At 73.1% G+C, this 19,504-nt stretch carries 16 protein-coding genes; 8 read left to right on the forward strand and 8 right to left on the reverse strand.

All coding sequences use genetic code 11. The annotated features are described in order from the left end of the window. Positions 1-50: 50 nt before the first annotated feature. The 3 genes from AB0K14_RS17335 to AB0K14_RS17345 form a co-directional block, all read right to left on the reverse strand. Complete coding sequence (locus AB0K14_RS17335) at positions 51-602, reverse strand: hypothetical protein (protein WP_360458975.1); 552 nt, start codon at positions 600-602, stop codon at positions 51-53. Positions 603-892: 290 nt separating this feature from the next. Beyond that, positions 893-1,036 carry a hypothetical protein gene (locus tag AB0K14_RS17340; protein ID WP_360458977.1) on the reverse strand — a complete coding sequence of 48 codons (144 nt, stop codon included), beginning with the start codon at positions 1,034-1,036 and terminating at the stop codon, positions 893-895. Between the two features lie 271 nt (positions 1,037-1,307). Continuing rightward, positions 1,308-1,874, reverse strand: a complete 567-nt coding sequence (locus tag AB0K14_RS17345; RefSeq protein ID WP_360458979.1) for a dihydrofolate reductase family protein — start codon at positions 1,872-1,874, stop codon at positions 1,308-1,310. Between the two features lie 72 nt (positions 1,875-1,946). Here AB0K14_RS17345 and AB0K14_RS17350 point away from each other — a divergent pair, with 72 nt between their 5' ends. Then, positions 1,947-2,510: a TetR family transcriptional regulator gene (locus AB0K14_RS17350; RefSeq protein WP_360458981.1), complete on the forward strand. Its 564-nt coding sequence runs from the start codon at positions 1,947-1,949 to the stop codon at positions 2,508-2,510. Positions 2,511-2,516: 6 nt separating this feature from the next. Here the strand turns inward: AB0K14_RS17350 and AB0K14_RS17355 are convergent, their stop codons facing one another. From AB0K14_RS17355 to AB0K14_RS17370, 4 genes are read right to left on the reverse strand one after another with little or no spacing between them, the layout of a single operon-like run. Further along, the gene (locus AB0K14_RS17355) at positions 2,517-2,810 is read right to left on the reverse strand and encodes a DUF3017 domain-containing protein (RefSeq protein ID WP_360459092.1); all 294 of its coding nucleotides are present in this window, start codon (positions 2,808-2,810) and stop codon (positions 2,517-2,519) included. Between the two features lie 19 nt (positions 2,811-2,829). Then, positions 2,830-3,687, reverse strand: coding sequence for a bifunctional methylenetetrahydrofolate dehydrogenase/methenyltetrahydrofolate cyclohydrolase (locus AB0K14_RS17360; protein WP_360458983.1), 858 nt, complete (start codon positions 3,685-3,687; stop codon positions 2,830-2,832). A 16-nt stretch (positions 3,688-3,703) separates the two neighbouring features. Next, positions 3,704-4,633 carry a DMT family transporter gene (locus tag AB0K14_RS17365; protein WP_360458985.1) on the reverse strand — a complete coding sequence of 310 codons (930 nt, stop codon included), beginning with the start codon at positions 4,631-4,633 and terminating at the stop codon, positions 3,704-3,706. Beyond that, on the reverse strand, positions 4,626-5,834 hold the full coding sequence (locus AB0K14_RS17370; RefSeq protein WP_360458987.1) for an MFS transporter: 1,209 nt from the start codon (positions 5,832-5,834) through the stop codon (positions 4,626-4,628). Before AB0K14_RS17370 ends, AB0K14_RS17365 begins: the two co-directional genes overlap by 8 nt. Before the next feature lie 109 nt (positions 5,835-5,943). Between AB0K14_RS17370 and AB0K14_RS17375 the strand changes: the two genes are divergently transcribed. The 6 genes from AB0K14_RS17375 to AB0K14_RS17400 all read left to right on the forward strand — a co-directional run bounded on the left by AB0K14_RS17375 (position 5,944) and on the right by AB0K14_RS17400 (position 17,769). After that, positions 5,944-6,447 carry a YbaB/EbfC family nucleoid-associated protein gene (locus tag AB0K14_RS17375; RefSeq protein WP_360458989.1) on the forward strand — a complete coding sequence of 168 codons (504 nt, stop codon included), beginning with the start codon at positions 5,944-5,946 and terminating at the stop codon, positions 6,445-6,447. Next, the gene (locus AB0K14_RS17380) at positions 6,444-6,755 is read left to right on the forward strand and encodes a WXG100 family type VII secretion target (protein ID WP_360458991.1); all 312 of its coding nucleotides are present in this window, start codon (positions 6,444-6,446) and stop codon (positions 6,753-6,755) included. Before AB0K14_RS17375 ends, AB0K14_RS17380 begins: the two co-directional genes overlap by 4 nt. Before the next feature lie 11 nt (positions 6,756-6,766). Next, the gene (locus tag AB0K14_RS17385; protein WP_360458993.1) at positions 6,767-13,108 is read left to right on the forward strand and encodes a glycohydrolase toxin TNT-related protein; all 6,342 of its coding nucleotides are present in this window, start codon (positions 6,767-6,769) and stop codon (positions 13,106-13,108) included. Next, complete coding sequence (locus tag AB0K14_RS17390; protein ID WP_360458995.1) at positions 13,071-13,547, forward strand: hypothetical protein; 477 nt, start codon at positions 13,071-13,073, stop codon at positions 13,545-13,547. The genes AB0K14_RS17385 and AB0K14_RS17390 overlap by 38 nt, the downstream gene beginning before the upstream one ends. Next, complete coding sequence (locus AB0K14_RS17395) at positions 13,544-15,046, forward strand: TNT domain-containing protein (RefSeq protein ID WP_360458997.1); 1,503 nt, start codon at positions 13,544-13,546, stop codon at positions 15,044-15,046. The genes AB0K14_RS17390 and AB0K14_RS17395 overlap by 4 nt, the downstream gene beginning before the upstream one ends. A gap of 83 nt (positions 15,047-15,129) precedes the next feature. Next, positions 15,130-17,769, forward strand: a complete 2,640-nt coding sequence (locus AB0K14_RS17400; RefSeq protein ID WP_360458999.1) for a TNT domain-containing protein — start codon at positions 15,130-15,132, stop codon at positions 17,767-17,769. Here the strand turns inward: AB0K14_RS17400 and AB0K14_RS17405 are convergent. Then, complete coding sequence (locus AB0K14_RS17405) at positions 17,766-18,353, reverse strand: pentapeptide repeat-containing protein (RefSeq protein WP_360459001.1); 588 nt, start codon at positions 18,351-18,353, stop codon at positions 17,766-17,768. The two genes, AB0K14_RS17400 and AB0K14_RS17405, sit on opposite strands and share 4 nt — an antisense overlap. 155 nt (positions 18,354-18,508) lie before the next feature. On the opposite strand from AB0K14_RS17405, the gene AB0K14_RS17410 reads away from it, so the two are divergent. Continuing rightward, positions 18,509-19,498 carry a malate dehydrogenase gene (locus AB0K14_RS17410; RefSeq protein WP_360459003.1) on the forward strand — a complete coding sequence of 330 codons (990 nt, stop codon included), beginning with the start codon at positions 18,509-18,511 and terminating at the stop codon, positions 19,496-19,498. The last annotated feature ends 6 nt before the right edge of the window (positions 19,499-19,504 follow it).

The raw sequence follows: 19,504 nt of genomic DNA on the forward strand, positions 1-19,504 counted from the left end.
CGGCCGGCCCGGTGTCGCCCGCCCTCTGGAGGGCGTGGGCGAGGATGGTTTCAGCGGTTCGGTCGGGTTGCCGAGTGGTAGGCCGCCTGGAGGTCCGCGAGCCGCGCTTCGACGTCCTGCCAGGGCTCCAAACCGAACTCGGCCACCAGTGCCGTCAGCAGGCGGTGCTCGTCGGAACCCGGTGCGGGCTCGGTGGTGGTCCGGAGCGCGTTGATCAGCTCCTGCCGGCCCCAGGAGTAGGCGAGCCGGTCCAGGTTGGAGTAGCCGATGCGGCAACCCAGTGCGAGGAACTCGCGCACGTCGCCACCGACGACGTGGTTGGGGTTGGTGAACGCCATCGGCACGGTCATCACCACCGGCCACACGTCGGCGACGGGCACGATGCTGAAGTGGACACCGTCCCCGCCGGTCGAGGCGAAAGGAACGGCGCCGGTGGGAGTGGCGTCGTAATCCGACACGACGGCCTGCCGTACGGGGTCGTCCAAGCGCAAACCGATCGGCAGGAACACCCCCTCCGCTGAGTCCTCGGCACCGGGAGGCAGGCGGTGCGCCAGTTCGTACAGGCGGGTCCACGTCGTGTGGGAGTCGGCATCCGGAATCACCCAGGCGAGTATGCCGAGACCCGGAACCGCACGGCGGGTGCACCATCGAGGCGTCCGCGTCCGCGTCCGCGTCCGCGTCCGCGTCCGCGTCCGCGTCCGCGTCGGCAACGCGCAACGCGCAACGCCTGCCGGCTTTGACCGCCGCGATCCGGCGCAACCGCGCCACCGGCCGGCCCGTCGCCCGATCCCTGACGCCCTACGACCACCGACTGAGCTACGCATCGGCAGGTCGCGTCCGTCAACCGCGATGGGATCTTGGTGCTCGATCCGCCCCAGGCCCGGCCGAGTGCCTAGTCGTCGACGGCGAGGGCTTCGGCCTCGGCGGCACATCCCTCCTTCCTGGCCTCGGCGGCGTGGTGATGAGCCTGGACGGCGCTGGAGTCGACACTGACGATCCACTCCGGTCCGCCCACGGAGTCGTCCTCGATGATCACCAGACGGTGATCCTGCGACCTGCGGCGACATCCCGTCACCGGGAGCAAACGGCTCGTCGCGGCAGTCGAATCGCGCCGCCGGATGCCGGCCCCAGGGTCACCGGCCACGTTCGGGGCGTGGCCGGTGACCGTTGGGCAGGCCTGCGGTTGCCCGTGGCCGAATTGGAGATGGGTTGAGGGTGGGCTCGGTTGAGGCTGGGCTGGGTGCCGCCGCCGGACGGGTGGAGTGCGGTGCGGTGGACCGTGGACCGTCAGCGGTTGGTGGGGTTGGTCATGCGGCGTCCGCCTTGGTGTAGCCGGCGAACACGACGCCCGTGTCGAAGATTCTGGTCGAGGCCTTGGCGAATCGGGCGGTGGGGAACTCGCCGGCGAACAGGGGGATGCCCTTGCCCATCACGATCGGGTGGATCTTGAGCACCAGCTCGTCGATCTCCGGCAGCAGTGCGGCCGCCAGCCTGCCGCCGCCGCACAGCCAGATGCCCAGGCCCGGCTCGGCCTTCAGCTCGCGGACCTTGGCCAGCGGGTCGGCGACGACCTCCACGTCGTCCGGTGTGGTGCTGAGCCTGGTCGACACCACGTACTGCCGCAGGTGTGGATAGGGACTCGGTAGCCCACCCGGCACTTGATAGGTGGCCCGACCCATGAGGATCGTGTCGAAGTTCTTGTTCGGCGCGTCGATGCCCATCGCCTCACGGGCCTGCGCGGGCAGCGTGTCGGGGTATTCCTCGAACAGCGCCGTCATGTGGTCGCCCTCGAACAGGAAATCGCCGAAGCCGCCCTTCGGGTCGGCGATGAAGCCGTCGAGCGAGGTCGCGACGAAGTAGGTCAGGTTTCGCATGGCAGTCTCCTCGGGGTGTGGTTGCCACTCCGACTGTAGTACTATGGTTGGAGTGGCTGTCAAGGAGGGATCTTGAGACGTAACCCGACCAGGCGTACGGCGTTGGTCAACGCGGCGATCGAAGTGCTGGCGAAGGAGGGCGCGCGCGGCCTCACGTTCCGGGCCGTGGACCAGGAGGCGGGCGTTCCCAACGGCACCGCGTCGAACTACTTCGCCAACCGCGACGACCTGTTGCGCCAGGTGGGCGAGCACATCCACGTCCGGCTCACGCCGGATGCGCGGCGGCTGGCGGAGACGATGGCCGCGCCACCGGACAAGAGCCTCGTCGTGCGGCTGCTGCAAGAGCTGCTGGAACGGCTCCAGGTCGACCGCACGGGCTACCTGGCCCTGTTGGAGCTGAGGCTGGAGGCCACCAGGCGCCCCGAGCTACAGGCCGCGCTGACCAGGACGATCAGCGAGAACCTGGAGCAGAACGTCCGCTTCCACCTGGACGCGGGCCTACCCGGCGACCGCACCACGGTGGTCTCGCTCTACCTGGCGATGAGCGGCCTGATGGTCGAGCACCTGACCCTGCCCGAAGTGCTGCCGAAGGAGGAGATGACCAAGTTGATCACGGAGTTGGTCGAGCGCACCTGACCGGCGTCAGCGGTCCAGCGGGCCGCCGATGATGGTCATCGCCACGAAGATCACGGCGAACCCCAACCCCGAGTACAGCAACGCGTCCACGCCGCGGCTCCGGATCGCGATCAACCCCGCCTGCTCGTCGGTCACGAGCACCCGCAGCAGCGCCGCGACCAGCAACGCGACGCCGATCAGCACCGCGCCCTGCCGCCAGTGGTACTGCACGATCCGCACGAGACCCAGCCCGACCACGACGAGCACCAGCGCGAACGGCAGGTGCTTGCCCGCCGCGGACCGCCAGCGCTGCTCCGGCAACAACTCCACCGCTTCCGCCTCAGGCCGTCGCCGCAGTGCGCTCGGCTGCCTCGACCGTGTTGGTCAGCAGCATCGCAATGGTCATCGGACCCGCGCCACCCGGGATGGGTGCGAGGAACCCCGCCACCTCAGCCACGGACGGGTGCACGTCGCCCACCAGGCCGGCCTCGGTGCGGGTGATGCCGACGTCGACCACGGCCGCGCCCGGCTTCACCATGTCCGCCGTGATCAGGCCGGGGCTGCCCGCGCCCGCGACCACGATGTCGGCCCGCCGCACCTCGGCGGCCAAGTCCTTCGTGCCGGTGTGGCACAACGTCACGGTGGCGTTCTCGGACCGCCGGGTCAGCAGCAACCCGATCGGACGACCGACGGTCACCCCGCGGCCGACCACGGTCACGTTCGCCCCCGACAGCGGCACGTCGTAGCGGCGCAGCAGCTCCACCACCCCGCGCGGCGTGGCCGGCAGCGGGGCCTCGTCGCCGAGCACCAGCTTGCCCAGGTTGACCGGGTGCAGGCCGTCGCCGTCCTTGCGCGGGTCGATGCGCTCCAGGATCGGGTTCGGGTCGAGGTGCTTGGGCAGCGGCAGCTGAACGATGTAGGCGGTGCACGCCGGGTCGGCGTTCAGCTCGTCGACGACCTCTTCGAGCCGGGCCTGCGTGGTGTCCGCGGGCAGGTCGCGGCGGATCGACGTGATGCCGACCTTCTCGCACGCCAGGTGCTTGCCCCGCACGTACGAGTGCGAGCCCGGGTCGTCACCGACCAGCACGGTGGCCAGCCCCGGAGTCACCCCGCGCTCGCGCAACGCGGCGACCCGCACGCGCAGGTCTTCGAAGATCGCGTCCCGGGTGGCCCTGCCGTTGAGGATCGTCGCAGTCACGTGCCTCATCATCTCATCACCGCCGGCCGGGCAACGCGGCGACCACCACCGCGAGCAGCGTCAACGCCGTGCCGACCAGCGCGTGCACGGACACGTGCCCACCTGCGGCGGGAGTGATCACGTCGACCGCGAGCGCGCCGACGAGCTGCCCCGCCACCTGCACCAAGCCCACCAGCAGAACGCCGAGCCGGCGCACCGCGAGCACGGCCGAGGCGATGGTCACGACCCCGAGCGCGCCGCCCGCGTAGAACCACGGCTCGGCCGGCGCCGCCGAGGGCAGCCCGCGCACCGCCACGTCCACCGCGCACACGACCAGCAGCACCGCCGTGCCGGTGCCGAAGTTGACCAACGTGGTGACGCGCGTGCTCCGCGCCGCCTCACGCACCAGCCCGTTCACCGCCTGCTGCCAGCCCAACCCGATCCCGCCCAGCGCGGGCAGCAGGGCCAACCACAACGCGGACCCGCCGCCTGCCTCGTCCCACACGGCCACCGCGACCGCCACCACGGCCAACGCCGCACCGGCCACGCGCGGCCAGGTCAACGCCACCCGACCGGCGGGCCCGACCCCGGCCCGGTCCACCAGCAGGCTGCTCACCGCCTGCGCGCCCACCGCGGCCACGGTGAACACCGCCACGCCCAGGGCCGCGACCGTCAACCCCTGCGTGGACACGAAGAACGCGCCGCACGCCCCACCGACGCACTGCCACCAGCGGATCCGCCCGGTCCGCAGCGACGACCGCAGCCTGGCCAACCCGGCCCGACCGGCGGCCGTCGCCGGCACCACCAGCAGCAACAGCGCGAACCCGCCGCCGAACGACACCAGCGCGGCCAGGAAACCGTCGGCGAACACGTGCCCCAGCTCGCCGTTCAACCGCCCCTGAACAGCCAGGAAAGCCCCGCCGACGAACGCGAGCAGCCCGCCGACCAGCCGAACGCGCTCACCCAACCGGCACTGCCCTCCGCTCCCTCACCCGACTCGCCAGCACCGCGCCGAGCAGCGCCGCCGCCGTGCTCGACCCGGCCGCCGCGGCCGGTCCGAAGTGGTCGAGCAAAGACCCGGCCAACGGCAGCGCCAACGCCGCGCCCGCCGTGGTGAACGTGCCCATCCAGCCGAACGCCTCCGCCTTGCGGTCGTCCGGCGCGAGCCCGCTGATCCGCTGGTTGTTGGCCGCGATGGCGGGCGCGATCGCCATCCCGCCCACCCCCAGGACCAGCCCGATCAACCACGCCGACGACGGTTCCAGCACCGGCGGCAGCACCAGCACCAGCGGTGCGATGCCCAACGCCATCAACAGCATCCGCCTGGTGAACCGGGCCCGCCCGACGAGCCCGCCCGCGATCAACCCGCCGACCACCGACCCGATGCCCCACACGGTCGTCAGCACACCGGCCATCGCGGGCCTGTCGAGGTCACGGGCCCACCCGATGATCACCATGTCGATCGACACCAGCGACGCCACCATGCACAGCGCGGACGCCAGGGCCAACGTGAGCGAACCGTCGCGCAGCAACGTCCGCCCACCGCGCTTGGCCTCACGCGCCACCGGCCGGTCCAGCCCCGCCCGCCGCAACGCCGCCCCGAAGCCCAGCGCGCCGAGCACCGCCAGCGCACCGCACAGCCACAGCGCCGCCCGCGCGTTCCCCACCGCGACCACGGTCGCCGCCAGCGCGGGGCCGACGATGTACATGACCTCCTGCATGGACGCCTCGACGGTGAACACCGCTGACTGCGCCGGACCCGTCGCCAGCCTGGGGAAGCTCGCCCGGCTCATCGCCGTCACCGGCGGCGTGGACAGCCCGGTCAGGAACGCCACCACCACCGCCAACGGCCACGCCGAACTGGGCGTCACCGAGGGCAGCGCGCCCAGCACCGCGATGCCCACGCCGTAACCCGAGGCCGTGACCAGCAGCAACCGGCCCGCCGGGCTCCGGTCCGCGGCCCGACCGCGCAGCGGTCCCGCCACACCCATGCCCAAGGTCAACGCGCCGCCGACCACACCGGCCACCGCGTACGAGCCCGTCCACCCGGCTATCAGGAACGACACCGCCAGCGGCGTGGCGGGCAGGTGGATGCGGCCGATCATGGACCACAGCAGCAGCCGCGGCAGGTGGGGTATCGCGGCGAGTTCCCGGTACGGACGGAGCACGGTGACACTCTGCCCGCAGCCACCGACAACGCGATGCCGAATATCCGCGGGAACCCGAGGGCCTCGGTTAGCGTCAGCACCTCTGGGTGGCGCTCACGAGGGGACAGCTGTGACCGATCCGACCGGACGACGGGCCGAGCTGGAGGCCCGCAACGCGGCCATGCGCGAGCAGGTCGACTCCCTCCTCGGCGAGCTCAAGAAGAAGACCGCCGAGTTGCGCGAGACGCAGGCGCAGGCCATGGCGATCACCGCGACCGCGGTGTCCAAGGACGGCTCCGTGCGGGCCACCGTCGACTCCGCGGGTGCGTTGACGGCGCTGGAGTTCTCGGCCAACGCCTTCGAGCGCACCACGCCGGACAAGCTGGCCCGGCTCACCGCGGAGACCGTGCAGCAGGCCGTGGCACGGGCGCGGACCGAGCTGAACGAGGTGCTGGCGCCCGCGCGGCAGGGCCCGAGCATCGACCTGTCGGAGATGCTGCCGGGCGTGCCGTCGTTGGCCGACCTCATCCCCCAACCACCCGTCGTGCCGCAGCCGTCGACGCAACCGCGTCGGCCCGCGCCTGCTCCCGACGATGACGACGGCGACAGCATCATGGACAGGAGCGGCTGGTGAGCGGGTTCGACGTCAGTGTGTCCGGGCTGCGGCGCGGCGCGGGTCAGTTCGGCGCGGCGGGTGACTCGTTGGGCGGCGTCTTACAGGCGCTGAACTCCGCGTTGCAGGCCGAGGGGCAGTGCTGGGGCGGTGACGAGTCGGGGCAGGCGTTCGCCAAGCAGTACGTGCCGAACTCGCAGGCCACGCTGGAGGCCTTCGGCAACCTCGCGCAGGCCCTCGGCGACATCCGCACCGGCGTGGAGCAGACCGCCGATGCCTACGAGGGTTCCGACCAGGGCAACGCGACCGGGATCTCCCGGACTTACTGAGGGGCACTGCGGTGGGCATCGAGATCCCGAGCGAAGTCACGTGGCTCTTCCCGATCGTGGTCGGGCAGAGCTGGCCGGAAGGTGACGAGACGGCGTTGCGGCGGATGGCGGACGCCTACCGCACGGCCGCGCAGGGCGTGAAGTCGGTGATCGACGAGGGCAACGGCGCGGCGTCCACCGTGTTCGCGAGCCAGACCGGCGAGGCGGTCAAGCGGTTCGAGGAGTACTGGAAGAAGTTCGCCGACGGCGACGACTCGTACCTGCCGAAGCTGCAGAAGATCTGCGAGCAGCTGGCGGAGAGCTGCGACAACACCGCGCTGGAGGTGGAGTACACCAAGCTGTCGATCATCGCGTCGCTGATCGCGCTGGCGATCGAGATCGCCGCGCTGATCGCCGCGGCGTTCGGCACGTTCGGCGCGACGACGGCGGGCATCCCGATCGCGCAGCAGGCGACGCGGCTGATCGTGCAGTTCACCTTCCGGCAGTTGATCATCGCGATCCTGAAGGAAGTGGCGATCTCGGTCGGCATCGACGCGGCCATCCAGGCCGTGCAGGTGGCTCGTGGCGACCGGGAGTCGTGGGACTGGGGCAAGACCACCGAGGCGGCGGTCTCGGGTGTGGTGTCCGGTCTGGTCGGCGGTGTGTCGGGCGGGCTGAAGTTCGAGGGTGGCGGGCTGGCCGGGCAGGTGGCGGTCGGCGCGACGCGCGGTGCGGTCGAGGGTGCGGTGTCCACGGTCGGCACGGCGGCCGTGATGGGGCAGGACATCTCGGCGCGCGACGTGCTGATGGGTGCGTCGGCCGGTGCGGTGTCCGGTGGGATCGGCGGGGCGAAGGACGGGATCTCCGTCGATCCGCCGCGGATCAACCCCGGTGGCCCCGACGGCGGGCCGCCGAACCTCGGGCCGGTTCCGGGCGGCCTTCCCGGTGGTGCGCCGGGCGGTTCGCCGGGTGGCGTGCCGGGCGGTTCGCCCGCCGGACCGCCGGTGAACCGCGACGCGCTGAACCGGCCGCTCGCCGGGACGACCGCGACTTCGGCCGTGGCCGCGCCGACCGCTCCGGCGGGGCCGAGGGTGGGTGCGCCGCCTTCGGTCGGCGGTGACTCCTCGCCCGGTGCGCCCGGTGGTTCTTCGGCGCCTGCGGCGTTCGGCGGCCCTCCGGCCGCGACGCCCGGTGGGCGCGGCGGTGCTTCGGTGCCGACGTCGACGGGTGGCGGAGCGGCCGGGCCGTCGATCGGCAGCCGGCTCGGTTCGGGCTCGGGCGGTCCGCTGCCCACGGGTGGACCGGTGCCGACGAGTGCTCCCGGTGGTTCGGCCGCCGGTACGACTCCCGGTGGTGCCGCGCCCCGGATGCCCGGTGGGATGCCCGCCGGTGGCCCGGTGCCGGGCGGGTCGGCGTTCACGCCGGGTTCGGCTGGTTCGCCGAGCGGGTTGAGCGCGGCTCCTGGTGCGACGCCTCCGGGTGCGGCCGCGGGGGCCGGTCTTCGGCCCGGTGCGGGCATGCCTGGTGGCGCCATGCCCGGTGGCGCCATGCCGAGTGGCGCTGTGCCTGGCGGTGCTGTGCCCAGCGGCGCCGTGCCTGGTGGATCGGCGCCCGGTGGGTTTGCGGCGAACGGGTCTGCCGCCACCGGGACCGTGCCTGGTGGGGCGACGCCGACCGGGACTGTGCCGGGTGGTGCTGTGCCGGGCGGATCGTCGTTCAGTGGGACGACGCCTGGTGGGGCGACGCCTGGTGGTCCGGCGGTTGGCGGACAGACGCCGGGCGGACAGACGCCGGGCGGTATGGCTTCCGGTGGTCCCGTCCCGGGCAGTGCGACGCCGGGTGGATCGGTGCCTGGCGGTCCTGTACCGGGCGGTGCGACGCCGGGTGGACCTGTGCCGGGTAGTTCGTTGCCGGGCGGTCCGACGACTGGTGGGTCGGTGCCTGGCGGCGGGATGCCTGGTGGGGCTACCACTGGTGGGCCGGTTCCGGGTGGCGCGCCTGTCGGCGGGGCTGCGGCCGGTGGGCCTGTCGGCGGCGGTGTGATCGCCGGTGGGGTGCCGCTCGGTGGTGGCATGCCTGCTGGATCGGCGCCGGGTGGGTCAACGCCGGGTGGGTCGGTCCCCGGTGGGTCTTCGCTTGGGGGATCCACGCCGGGTGGGCCGGTGTCCACGGGTGGGCCTGCGGCCGGTGCCGCGCCTGCCGGTGCTGCCCCTGCCGGTGTCGCGCCTACCGGTGCCGCGCCTGCGACGGGTGGGCCTGCGGTTGGTGGGCCTGCGCCCGGTGCCGGTCCTGCGAGCGCTGGACCCGCGGGGACTTCCGGGGCTCCGATGGCCGGCGCGGCGGGTGGCATGGCGCCTCCGGCCGGTGGTGGTTCGCCTGGTGGGCGTGGGCCCACGCCGGCCGCCAGCGGGTTCTCACCCGATGCTTCTCCAGCGCCCTCCTCGCCCGCCCCTTCCTCTCCTTCTTCCGGCCCGGACCAGCACGTTCGGGGGAACGACGCGGTCAACGCCAGTTCCCTGACCGGGATGCCGGTCCAGCCGCTGCCCACCACCGGTCCCGGGTCGTTGCCCGAGCAGCGTGGTCCGGTGTCCAGCGCGCCGGCGCAGACGCCCACGCTTCCGTCGCAGCCCGGCGGGTTCGGGCCGCAGCCGGGTGGGTTCGGGCCGCAGCCCGGTGGACCCGCGCCTGCGGGCCCGCACCCCGCCAGCCCGCAACCCGCTGGTTCGCAACCCGCCGGCCCGCAACCAGGTGGCTCGGCCGCGCCGACCCGCCCGGACGCCCCGGCCCCGGCACGCTCCCCGGAGCCCGCCGCACGTTCCGCCGCGCCCGCGCCCACGGCTCCGATTCGCACCGACGGTCCCGCGCCCGCCGCTCGCGGCGCGGACGGGCCGACTCCGACCCACGACGGTCCCGCACCGGCGACGGACGGGCCGAAGCCGGACGGGCCGAAGCCCGACGGCACCGGACCGGACGGCACCCCCTCCGACAGCACCCCTCCCGACACCGCGCCGGACACCGGGGACACCACGAACAACACCGAGCCGCCGGCCGACCTGGTCGGCGCGCCCGGCGACGAGCACTCCCCGGCCTCCGGCCACGAGTGGCCCGCCGACACCACGACCGGCACCGGCACCACGACCGGCACCACGACCGGCACCGACCCGGGCACCAGCACCGACAACACCGGCACCGGCACGGATCCGTTCCCCGAGAAGAACGTCTGGAACCAACCGGCTGGTGTCGTCCCCGGCTTCTCGCACAACGGCGACTACGTCCCCGTCCACGAGAGCACCGGCCCCACGGACCAGTCCGTCGGCACCTACGACCAGCGCGCCGCCGCCCTGATCGAGCCGACCTACCAGCCCTACGGCCCGTACGGCGACTACCAGTCGTTCCGCGACGCCCACTCCAAGCCCGACGGCAGCATCGACTGGCCGCCGAACCAGGGCGCGGACGGCGCGCGGGTGGTCGTGGAACTGCCCGCGGGCACCGTGCTCGACCGCTTCGGCAGCCCGAACGGCGACTTCCTCTCGCCCCTGCGCCCCGACGGCCAGGCCTACGGGTTCGGCGAGCGCGCGATCATGCCGGACAGCCTCGGCAAGGGCTACCACGTCTACGTCCTGGACGCCCCCCTCACCGTGGAGCTCGCCCAGGTCGCCCCCGCCTTCGACCAGAACGGCGGCGCGCGGCAGCTCCAGCCGGTCCTCGACTCGGCCCTCGCCGACCCGGCCACCGGCAAGATGAGCGTCCAGCGCCTGATCGACCTGGGCGTCCTGCACGAGGTCGACGTGCCGCCCGCCGACGGTCGCGTGCTGCCACCCGACTTCGGCACGTTCGACCGCGACGGCAACGTGGTCAAACCCGACACCGCGACCGTCGCCGAGGCGCAGCAGGGCGCCTTCGCCGACCGCCCGCCCGTCGACCGACCCGCCGACACGCCGAACCCCGACCTCGGCCCGGTCGCGCACGACGGCCCGATCCCGCTGGGTGAGGTGTCCCAGCGCGTCGACCAGGCGATCCGCAACAGCCAGGTCACCGACTCCGGCGTCGCGCTGCACACCGAGGACCGCCTCCGCGACCTGTCCGACCGCATCCCGGCCACCGACGGCCAGGTCGTCCTCGACGTCCACACCGACGGCGACGGCGTCCGCATCGGCGACACGCACTACACCCGCGCCGAGCTCGTCCAGCTGATCGGCAACCACCCCGACCTGGCCGGCCGCACGCTCCTGTTCGTCGGCTGCGACGCGGGCGCGGGCGGCGAGAACAGCCTGGCCGCGCACGTGGCGCGGGAGACCGGGCAGCGGGTCATCGCGCCGGACAGCCTCGCCTGGTCCGACCGGGACGGCAACGTCTACGCCGGCTCGCCGAACGAGGCGGGCACCGGCCCGAAGCTCCCGCCCGACGGCGGCTGGCACTCCTTCGAGCCCGACGGCACGCACGCGCCGGCCGGCGAGAACGGGATGCCGCCCGGCCACGAGCCCAAGGGCGACCTGGCCACCGACGACCAGGCGCACCGCGGCCGACTCGACATCGAGCCGCAGGTGCAGCAGCCGTGGACGGCCCCCGAGACCACGCACCAGCAGGACGTCCGACTGCGCGACGACCAGTCGTTCTTCCAGTCCGGCCAGGACCTGCCCAGGGACACCCGCGTCACGATCCGCGGCGAGGACGGCAACGTCCGCACCGTCGTGCACGTGGACGCCGACGGCCGGGTCCACGTCGACGCCATCGCGCCGAACACCCGCCACGGCGACAACCCCGAGGTCCGCCACCCCGCGCCGAACGCCCACTACCGCGTGGAGCTCGGCCACCGGCACGACGTCTTCGTGGCCAACGCCGACGGCACCCGCCAGACCACCCAGGACACCATCAAGATCGGTGACCGGGTCGTCGCGGTCGACCGCGCGGTGATCATCGAGCCGATCCCCGAGCCCGCGAACGGCCGCCAGGTCGTCGACCGCGACCACCCGCTGGCACCGCGACCGGACGAGGCGTTCACCGCCCGCACCGACCTGCCGCCGAACACGCGGATGGAGGTCCACGCCACCGACGGCACGTACCGCGGCACGGTGCAGACCGACGCCGACGGCAAGCCGAGGTGGGTGGCCGCACCCGACTACCTGTCCACCGACGTCCGCAACCCCGAGGTGCGGCACACCTCGCAGGGCACGAACTACAACATCGACCGCGGCCCGCTGCACCAGGAGTTCACCACCAACGCCGACGGCCACCCGCAGAACGCGGTCGAGCGCGCCGAGCCGGCCACGACCAGGCAGACCCCGGTGGACGACGTCAAGCAGGGCGAACCGTTCAGCCGACCCGGCCAGGTGCACGACCCGAGCACCGAGTACCTGGTCACCGACGAGCACGGCCAGCACCGCGGCCGGTTCCTCACCGACGAGTCCGGTCACGTGGTGTTCGAGGACACGCACTCCGGCCAGCGCAGCCGGGTCAACGCCGAGATCACCCAGGCCCCGGCGCACGCGCAGGTCACCTCCGACGGCTTCTACGGCCTCGGCACGGCCCAGAACCCGACCCGGAGCTGGCCGACGCCCGCCAACGGCGAGGTCGAGCTGGCCGTGCGGCGCACCAAGACCGACGACGGGTACGCCTACTCCGTGCAGGTCGTCAGCGGGAACACCAGCGGTTGGACGCCCGCGCAGCACGCGGCCGTGACGCGGCCGTTCAACAACTCCGACCCGTTCGCGGCCCGCGCCGACCTGCCGCCGAACACCCGGTTCGTGCTGGACGACCACAAGAAGCAGGGCTACGGCACGTTCCAGACCGGCGGCGACGGCTCGACCGCGCACGTGCACACGTTCCGGCCGTTCAGCCCCGACCTGAACAACCCGCTGCCCAACGCCGTGCTCGTCGCCGACAACGACGCGTGGCGCGGCCGCACCAACGGCGACGGCGAGACGGTCGCGACGACCGGCCGGCCCGATTTGAGGTCCGGTGGCGCGATCCGGCGCGACGGGAGCGCGCAGATCGAGGTCGGCGGCCACGGCGAGGTGGACGCGGACGGCAAGAAGCTCTCCGACGGCGGCCACCACCAGGGCAACGAGACCGGCGGACCCGGTGAGGCGGCGAACCAGTCGAGCCAGCAGCGCGACGAGAACCAGGGCAACAAGCGGCCGGCGTTCGCCACCACGGAGACCTGGCATCGGATGGAGCGGGACCGCGCGAAGTTCATGAAGTCCGGCGGTACGGTCGAGATGATCGACACGTTCGCACTGCGCGACCCGCTGCAACGCCACCCGCACACGTACCAGACGCGGTGGCGTGTGACGCTCGCCGACGGCACCACCGAGATCTACGTCAGGAGCTACCCGAATGAGCACAACGCAGCCCTCTGGCCGGCCGACTTCTGAGCAGCGCCACGACGAGCTGCTCCAGCACATCGGCGGCATGCTGCTGGACGCTGCTCCGGACGGCTTCCGGCGGATCGACCTGCTGGTGCGGATGACCGTGGCCGTGCAGGACGCGACGCTGAAGGTCTACCTGCCCGACCGCAGCACCCCCGAGGTGATGCCGCCGGAAGGGCTCAACGCCGCGTTCCAGGAGATGCGGCAGGTGCTGTACCAGCCGGGCCGCGGCACGTGGTTCTCCGCGCGGTGCGTGGTGAACGCGCCGGTCCGCATCGACATCACCTACAACTTCGACCACGACCCGCAGTTCGACCCGCCCGTGCCGGCCGCGGACTTCGCCCGCGACCTCCAGGTCTTCCCCCGCGACGAGGCCTTCGTCCCCGACTGGCTGCGCGCCAAGCTGGTCGAGGCGAGCGAGACGACCGAGGAGCAGAACGCATGACCGCACCGCAGCTGGACGTCGAGGACCAGAACGCGATCCTCGGCTCCGTCACCACCCTGCTGGTGCAGCGCCTGCCCGGCGACTGGGAGCAGCTGTTCGTCGACTTCCGGATGGTGGGCCGCTACCTGGAGACGCAGGTCTCCGGGCTGACCATGTACGGCTCGTCGTTCGACTGGGAGCTGCCGCCCGAGGCGCTGCCGTTCTTCGTGCAGCTGCGCGACGGCATGGCGCGGCCCGGCCACGGCACGTGGCTGTCGATGAGGTTCCACCTCGTGCACCCCGACACGTACTCGGCGGAGTTCGACCGGGACGGCGAGCCGGACTGGACGCAGCCGCCCGCGCCGCAGTACTACGCCGAGGAGCTGGAGCTCTACCCGCGCGACGACGACGCCCTCCCGGCGTGGCTGCGGGAACGGGCGGGGCTCGGCCCGGCCGGCGGCGCCGTGATCGCCGCGCCGCTGTTCGACGGGCCGGACCCCGCGGTGCACGACCGGCCCGGCGTGCACCCGCAGGAGCTCGACGACGTGCTGGCCTACCTGGAGAACGCGCCGATCGTGCTGGCCGCGCGCTCCTACGGCCCGGACGCGCTCAAGCCGGACGCGACGCCGTCCGTGCCGCGGTCCTTCCACACCGACGGCACCTGGGTGTGGCCCGGCGGGGTCGCGTACTACCTGCGCAACCACCACGTGCCGCCGGTGCCGCAGCTGGTGCAGCACATCCGGGACAACGACTACCGCGTGCCGCCGGTCACGCCCGAGGCGGAGCGGGCGGCCGCCGCCGTCGCCACCGGGCAGGCCGAGGGCTCGCCGCTGCCCGAGCACGAGCCGCGCGTGGTCACCGAGGTCGACCAGCGCGCGCTCGACCACCTCAAGGAGCGGCTGGAGCACTTCGGGGTCCCCGAGTCGGAGTACGGCATCGTGGCGCCGAAGCCGGACGCGTTCGTGCTCGAACCCGCGCCCGGCCGGTCCGGCTGGCAGGTCCAGTTCTGGGACGCCGACCGCGGCCCGCACGGCCGGCCGCGCGTCTACGAGCACGCGGTGGACGCGGCGAAGGTGCTGCTGGCCGAGCTGCTGTGGCGGGCTGACCTGGACCGGACGCGGGCCGCGGCGGAGACCGGCGCGCTGGTGCTGCCGGTCGCGGACATCCAGCCGCTGCCCGACGAGCCGCCGCTGTCGCTGTTCCGGGACCGCGAGAACGTGGTGATCCCGGTCGGTGTCGAGCTCGACCGGTTCGGTGCGGAGTCGGGCAACCTCGTCTACGCGGCCGGGACGATGTTCGGTCACCGCTCGCTGCCACCGGATTGGCTGAACCGCCGCTACCACGTGTACCGGGTGCAGAAGCCGGTGCCCGCGCTGAAGGGCGTCGCGGTGCCGTGGTTCGGGCAGGTCGGCGGCGGCACCGGCTACTTCCTGGCGAGCTCGGTGCACGACCTGCTGGCCGACGGGAGCCTGGTCGAGGTGCCCGCGGCGGCGGTTCAGCAGCCGCAACCGGGGGTCTAGGGTCCGTCGCGCCGCGTCATTACTCCGTTCGGCTCAGCGGGGCCACGTGCGGGCACGGTGCGTCGCGGGGGAAGATGATGCACGTGTCCGAGCTGAAGCCGCTGAACCCGACCGAGCAGGATGCGCTGGTCAAGCAGATCGGCCTGACGCTGATGCGGGCCGCGCCGGAGGAGTGGCGGCACGTGACCGCGGAGTACCGCGCGACCGGCCGGTACTTCGAGCTGGCCGCCGAGGTGCGCACCGCTGATGGCGCACTGCGTGCCTGGTCACCGCCCCAGGAGGTGGCCGGGCTGTTCTCGCGCCTGCGCGCGGGCATGTACCGGGACGGCCGGGGCAGCTGGTCCAACGCCCGCTACCAGCTCGACCACCCGTCCAGCTACAACCTGGACTTCGACCGCGCCGAGCCGTCCTGGACCACGCCACCGCCGCCGCAGGCGTACCTGGACGAGATGCGGTTCTTCCCGCGCACCGAGGACAACGTGCCGGACTGGCTGCGCCGACGCCTCCAGCAGGCCTCGCCGCCGCCCGCCGACCAGCCGCAGCCGCCGCGCGCGTTCCGCACGGCCCGGGTGTTCGACGGCGCCGGTCCCGGCGGGCGCCCGTCGGTGAACCGGCCGCCGGTCGCCGAGGCCGACCGCGACCTGCTGCTGAGCTACCTGGACCGGGCGCCGGTCGCGGTGATCGGGCGCGGCTTCGACGCCGACGTGCTGAACCCGGACGCGCCGTCGGTGGTGCCGGTGGGGTTCCAGACCGACGGGCACTGGATCTGGCCCGCCGCCGTCGGCTACTACCTGCGTGCCTACGGCGTGCCGCCGGAGCCGGAGCTGGTGGAGCAGGCCAAGGCGCTGGACTTCGTGCTGCCCGAGGTGACCGAGGAGGCACGGGTCGCCGCCGCGGCGAACCTGGGCGCCCCCGCCGCGCCGCAGGGCACCGAGCTGCCGGTGACCGAACCCGTGCCCGCGCCGGTCGAGCCGCCGGTCGAGGTGGGCGCGACCGTGGCCGCACCGCTGCCCGAGCTGGTCGCGGACGACGAGCCGCGGCAGGCCGAGGACACCGGTGGGCCGGTGGACGTCGAGGAGACCGCGAACCTCACCGAGCTCAAGCCGGAGGTCATCGAGTACGCGCAGGACGGTCCGCCGTACCGGGTGCGGTTCGACGAGGACGGCCCGGTGATCGACGACCGGTACCGGCGCGAGTCCTACGTCGAGGGGATGGACCTGTTCGCCCCGACCGCGTACGAGCGCGAACCGGGGGACACCCAGACCTGGAACCCGTTCACCGACGAGGAACCGGAGACCGGACCCGCCGAGCAGACCGCCGAGGTCGAGGCGGTCACCGACGAGCCCGCGCACGACCGGCAGCTCGGCCAGCACGAGCAGGACCAGCACCAGCAGGACCAGCACGAGCAGCCGGTCGAGGTCGAGCCGGAGCTGGTCGAGGAGCAGGCGCCCGAGCCCGAGTCGCGGCACTCCGCCGACGAGGCCGAGGTCACCGCCGAGTTCGAGGTCGACCAGGCCCGCCTCTACGCGCCGGAACGCCACGACGAGCCGCTCGACGCGCACGAGGACACCCGCTTCGGCGACCACGACGAGCAGGCGTTCACCGAGCCGGACCAGCCGCCGTTCACCGAGCAGGCCCACGACGACCGGCACGACGAGCCCGAGTCCCGGTTCGCCGACCACGACGGGCACGACGAGCACGAAGACCACGCCGTCCACACCGAGCTCGCCGACCGCGAGATCCCCGAAGCGCACGAGCGCCACGACGAGCCCGCCGACCAGCCGCCGTTCGTCGAGCAAGTGCCGCCGCCGTTCGCGGACCAGGCGACCCGGTTCACCGAGGCCGTGCAGCCGTTCGACGACGTGAGCCCGCCCGTGGCCCCCGCGCCGGCCCTGGTGCCGCCACCACCGCCGGTCCAGCCGCCGAAGCCGGTCGAGCCGCGCCAGGTCACGCCGGAGGAGGAGCGCGAGCTGTCCGCGATCCGCCGCGCGCTGGACGAGCTCGACGTGCCACCCGCCGCCTACCGGTTCGGCGAGCCGGCCGACCGCACCTGGCTGCTGCGCACCGAGGGCCAGGACTGGGAGGTGTCGTGGTTCGACCGCGGCCCGACCAACCCGGTCCGCTTCGACCGGCTGGAGGACGCCGCCGCGTACCTGACCGGCAAGCTGGTGCTCGCCAACCGGCGCGTGCCCCGCCCGGCCCCGATGCCGCCGCCCCCGCCGCCGCAGCAGCGCCCCCGCCCGCCGATGAACGTGAACAACGGGTTCCGCGAGGAGCAGCCGCCCCCGCCGCGTCGTCACGTGCCGCCGCCGGTCCCGGCGCACCCCTCGGGCACCACGACGTCGACCCAGGAGCCGAAGCCCCAGCGGTCGTGGCCGATCAACCCGATGAACGGCGAGCCGCCGCTCACCCTGTTCCGGCACAAGAAGATGGTCGAGCTGCCCGCCGGCCTGGAGGTGGACCGCTTCGGCGAGGGCGAGGGCAACCTCGTCTACGCCGCGGGCACCCCGTTCCCCCAGCGCTCGCTGGTGCCGTCGTGGATCAACCGCCCGTACCACGTGTACCGGCTGCGCCGGCCGGTCGAGGTGCTGACCGGTGTCGCGGTGCCGTGGTTCGAGCAGCCCGGCGGCGGCACCGCCTACCTGATGCCGAAGACGGTCGACGACATGATCGCCGACGGCGTGCTGGTCGAGGTCGCGGGCCAGGAGGCCCCGTCCCACTAGCCGACGCGCACCCCGTGCGCCGCGGCGAAGGCGACGGCCGTGTCCAGGTCCACCCGCGCACCGCGCAGGGTGGCCTGGACGAGCCCGTCGGCGTCCAGCCGCGCGCCGCGCAGGTCGGCGCCCTCGAACCGGCACCCGCGCAGCCGGGCGCCGGTCAGGTCGGCGTCACGCAGGTCCGCGTCCCGCAGGTCGGCGCCCTCCAGGTTGGCCTCGCGCAACCGCATCCCGCGCAGCGACGCCTTCCGCAGCACGGCGCCGGACAGCCCGGCGAGCGTGAGATCGGTCTCCTCCAACGCGATCGGCCGCATCGCGCAGTCCACGAACACCGACCCGAGCCACGAGCACCCCGTGAACCCGGCGGACGCGAGCACCGCCCGGTCGAACCGGCAGGACCGGAACGCGCTCGCCCGGTGCGCGGAACCGCCCAGGTCGGTCCGGTCGAACGCGCATTCGGTGAAGGTGCACCCGGACGTGGTCACCCCGCGCAGGTCGGCCTCGGTGAAGTCGCACCGGACGAACGACCGGCCCTCCCAGCTCTGCCCGTTCATGACCGCGTCGGAGTAGTCCTCGCCGATGATGTCCACTGTCACACCTTGTCATCGTGGCGCAGTTGGTAACCTCCGACCTGCCGGGCAACCCGCCCGGTGCGCGGTCCCGGAGTAGAGACCGCCGCTGACAGGTCGTCAGCCTGCCTAGTGGTCGTGCCCGAGGACTGAAGCCACAACATTCGGGAAGGCACATGACCCGCACGCCCGTGAACGTCACCGTCACCGGTGCGGCCGGCCAGATCGGCTACGCACTGCTGTTCCGCATCGCCTCCGGCCACCTGCTCGGTCCCGATGTCCCGGTCCGCCTCCGCCTGCTGGAGATCCCGCAGGCCGTGAAGGCCGCCGAGGGCACCGCGATGGAGCTGGACGACTGCGCGTTCCCCCTGCTGTCCGGCATCGACATCACCGACGACGCCAAGACCGCCTTCGACGGCGTGAACGTGGCGCTGCTGGTCGGCGCCCGCCCGCGCACCAAGGGCATGGAGCGCGGCGACCTGCTGGAGGCCAACGGCGGCATCTTCAAGCCGCAGGGCGAGGCGATCAACGCGGGCGCGGCGGACGACGTGCGCGTGCTGGTCGTCGGCAACCCGGCCAACACCAACGCCCTGATCGCCCAGCAGCACGCGCCCGACGTGCCCGCCGGGCGGTTCACCGCGATGACCCGCCTCGACCACAACCGGGCGCTGTCGCAGCTGGCCAAGAAGCTCGGGGTGTCGGTCACCGACATCAAGAAGCTGACCATCTGGGGCAACCACTCGGCCACCCAGTACCCCGACCTGTTCCACGCCGAGGTCAACGGCCGGAACGCGGCCGAGGCCGTGAACGACCAGGCCTGGCTGGAGAACGAGTTCATCCCGACCGTCGCCAAGCGCGGCGCGGCGATCATCGAGGCGCGCGGCGCGTCCTCGGCGGCGTCGGCGGCGAACGCGGCGATCGACCACGTCCACGACTGGGTCAACGGCACCGCCGAGGGCGACTGGGTGTCGATGGCCATCCCGTCGGACGGCTCGTACGGCGTGCCGGAGGGCATCATCTCGTCGTTCCCGGTCACCGTGACCAACGGCGAGTACTCGATCGTGCAGGGCCTGGAGATCGACGACTTCTCCCGCGCCCGCATCGACGCCTCCGCGGCCGAGCTGGTCGAGGAGCGCGACGCGGTCAAGGCTCTCGGCCTGATCTGAGTCGGA

This window comes from Actinosynnema sp. NPDC050801 (genome assembly GCF_040673975.1).
Classification (GTDB): domain Bacteria; phylum Actinomycetota; class Actinomycetes; order Mycobacteriales; family Pseudonocardiaceae; genus Actinosynnema.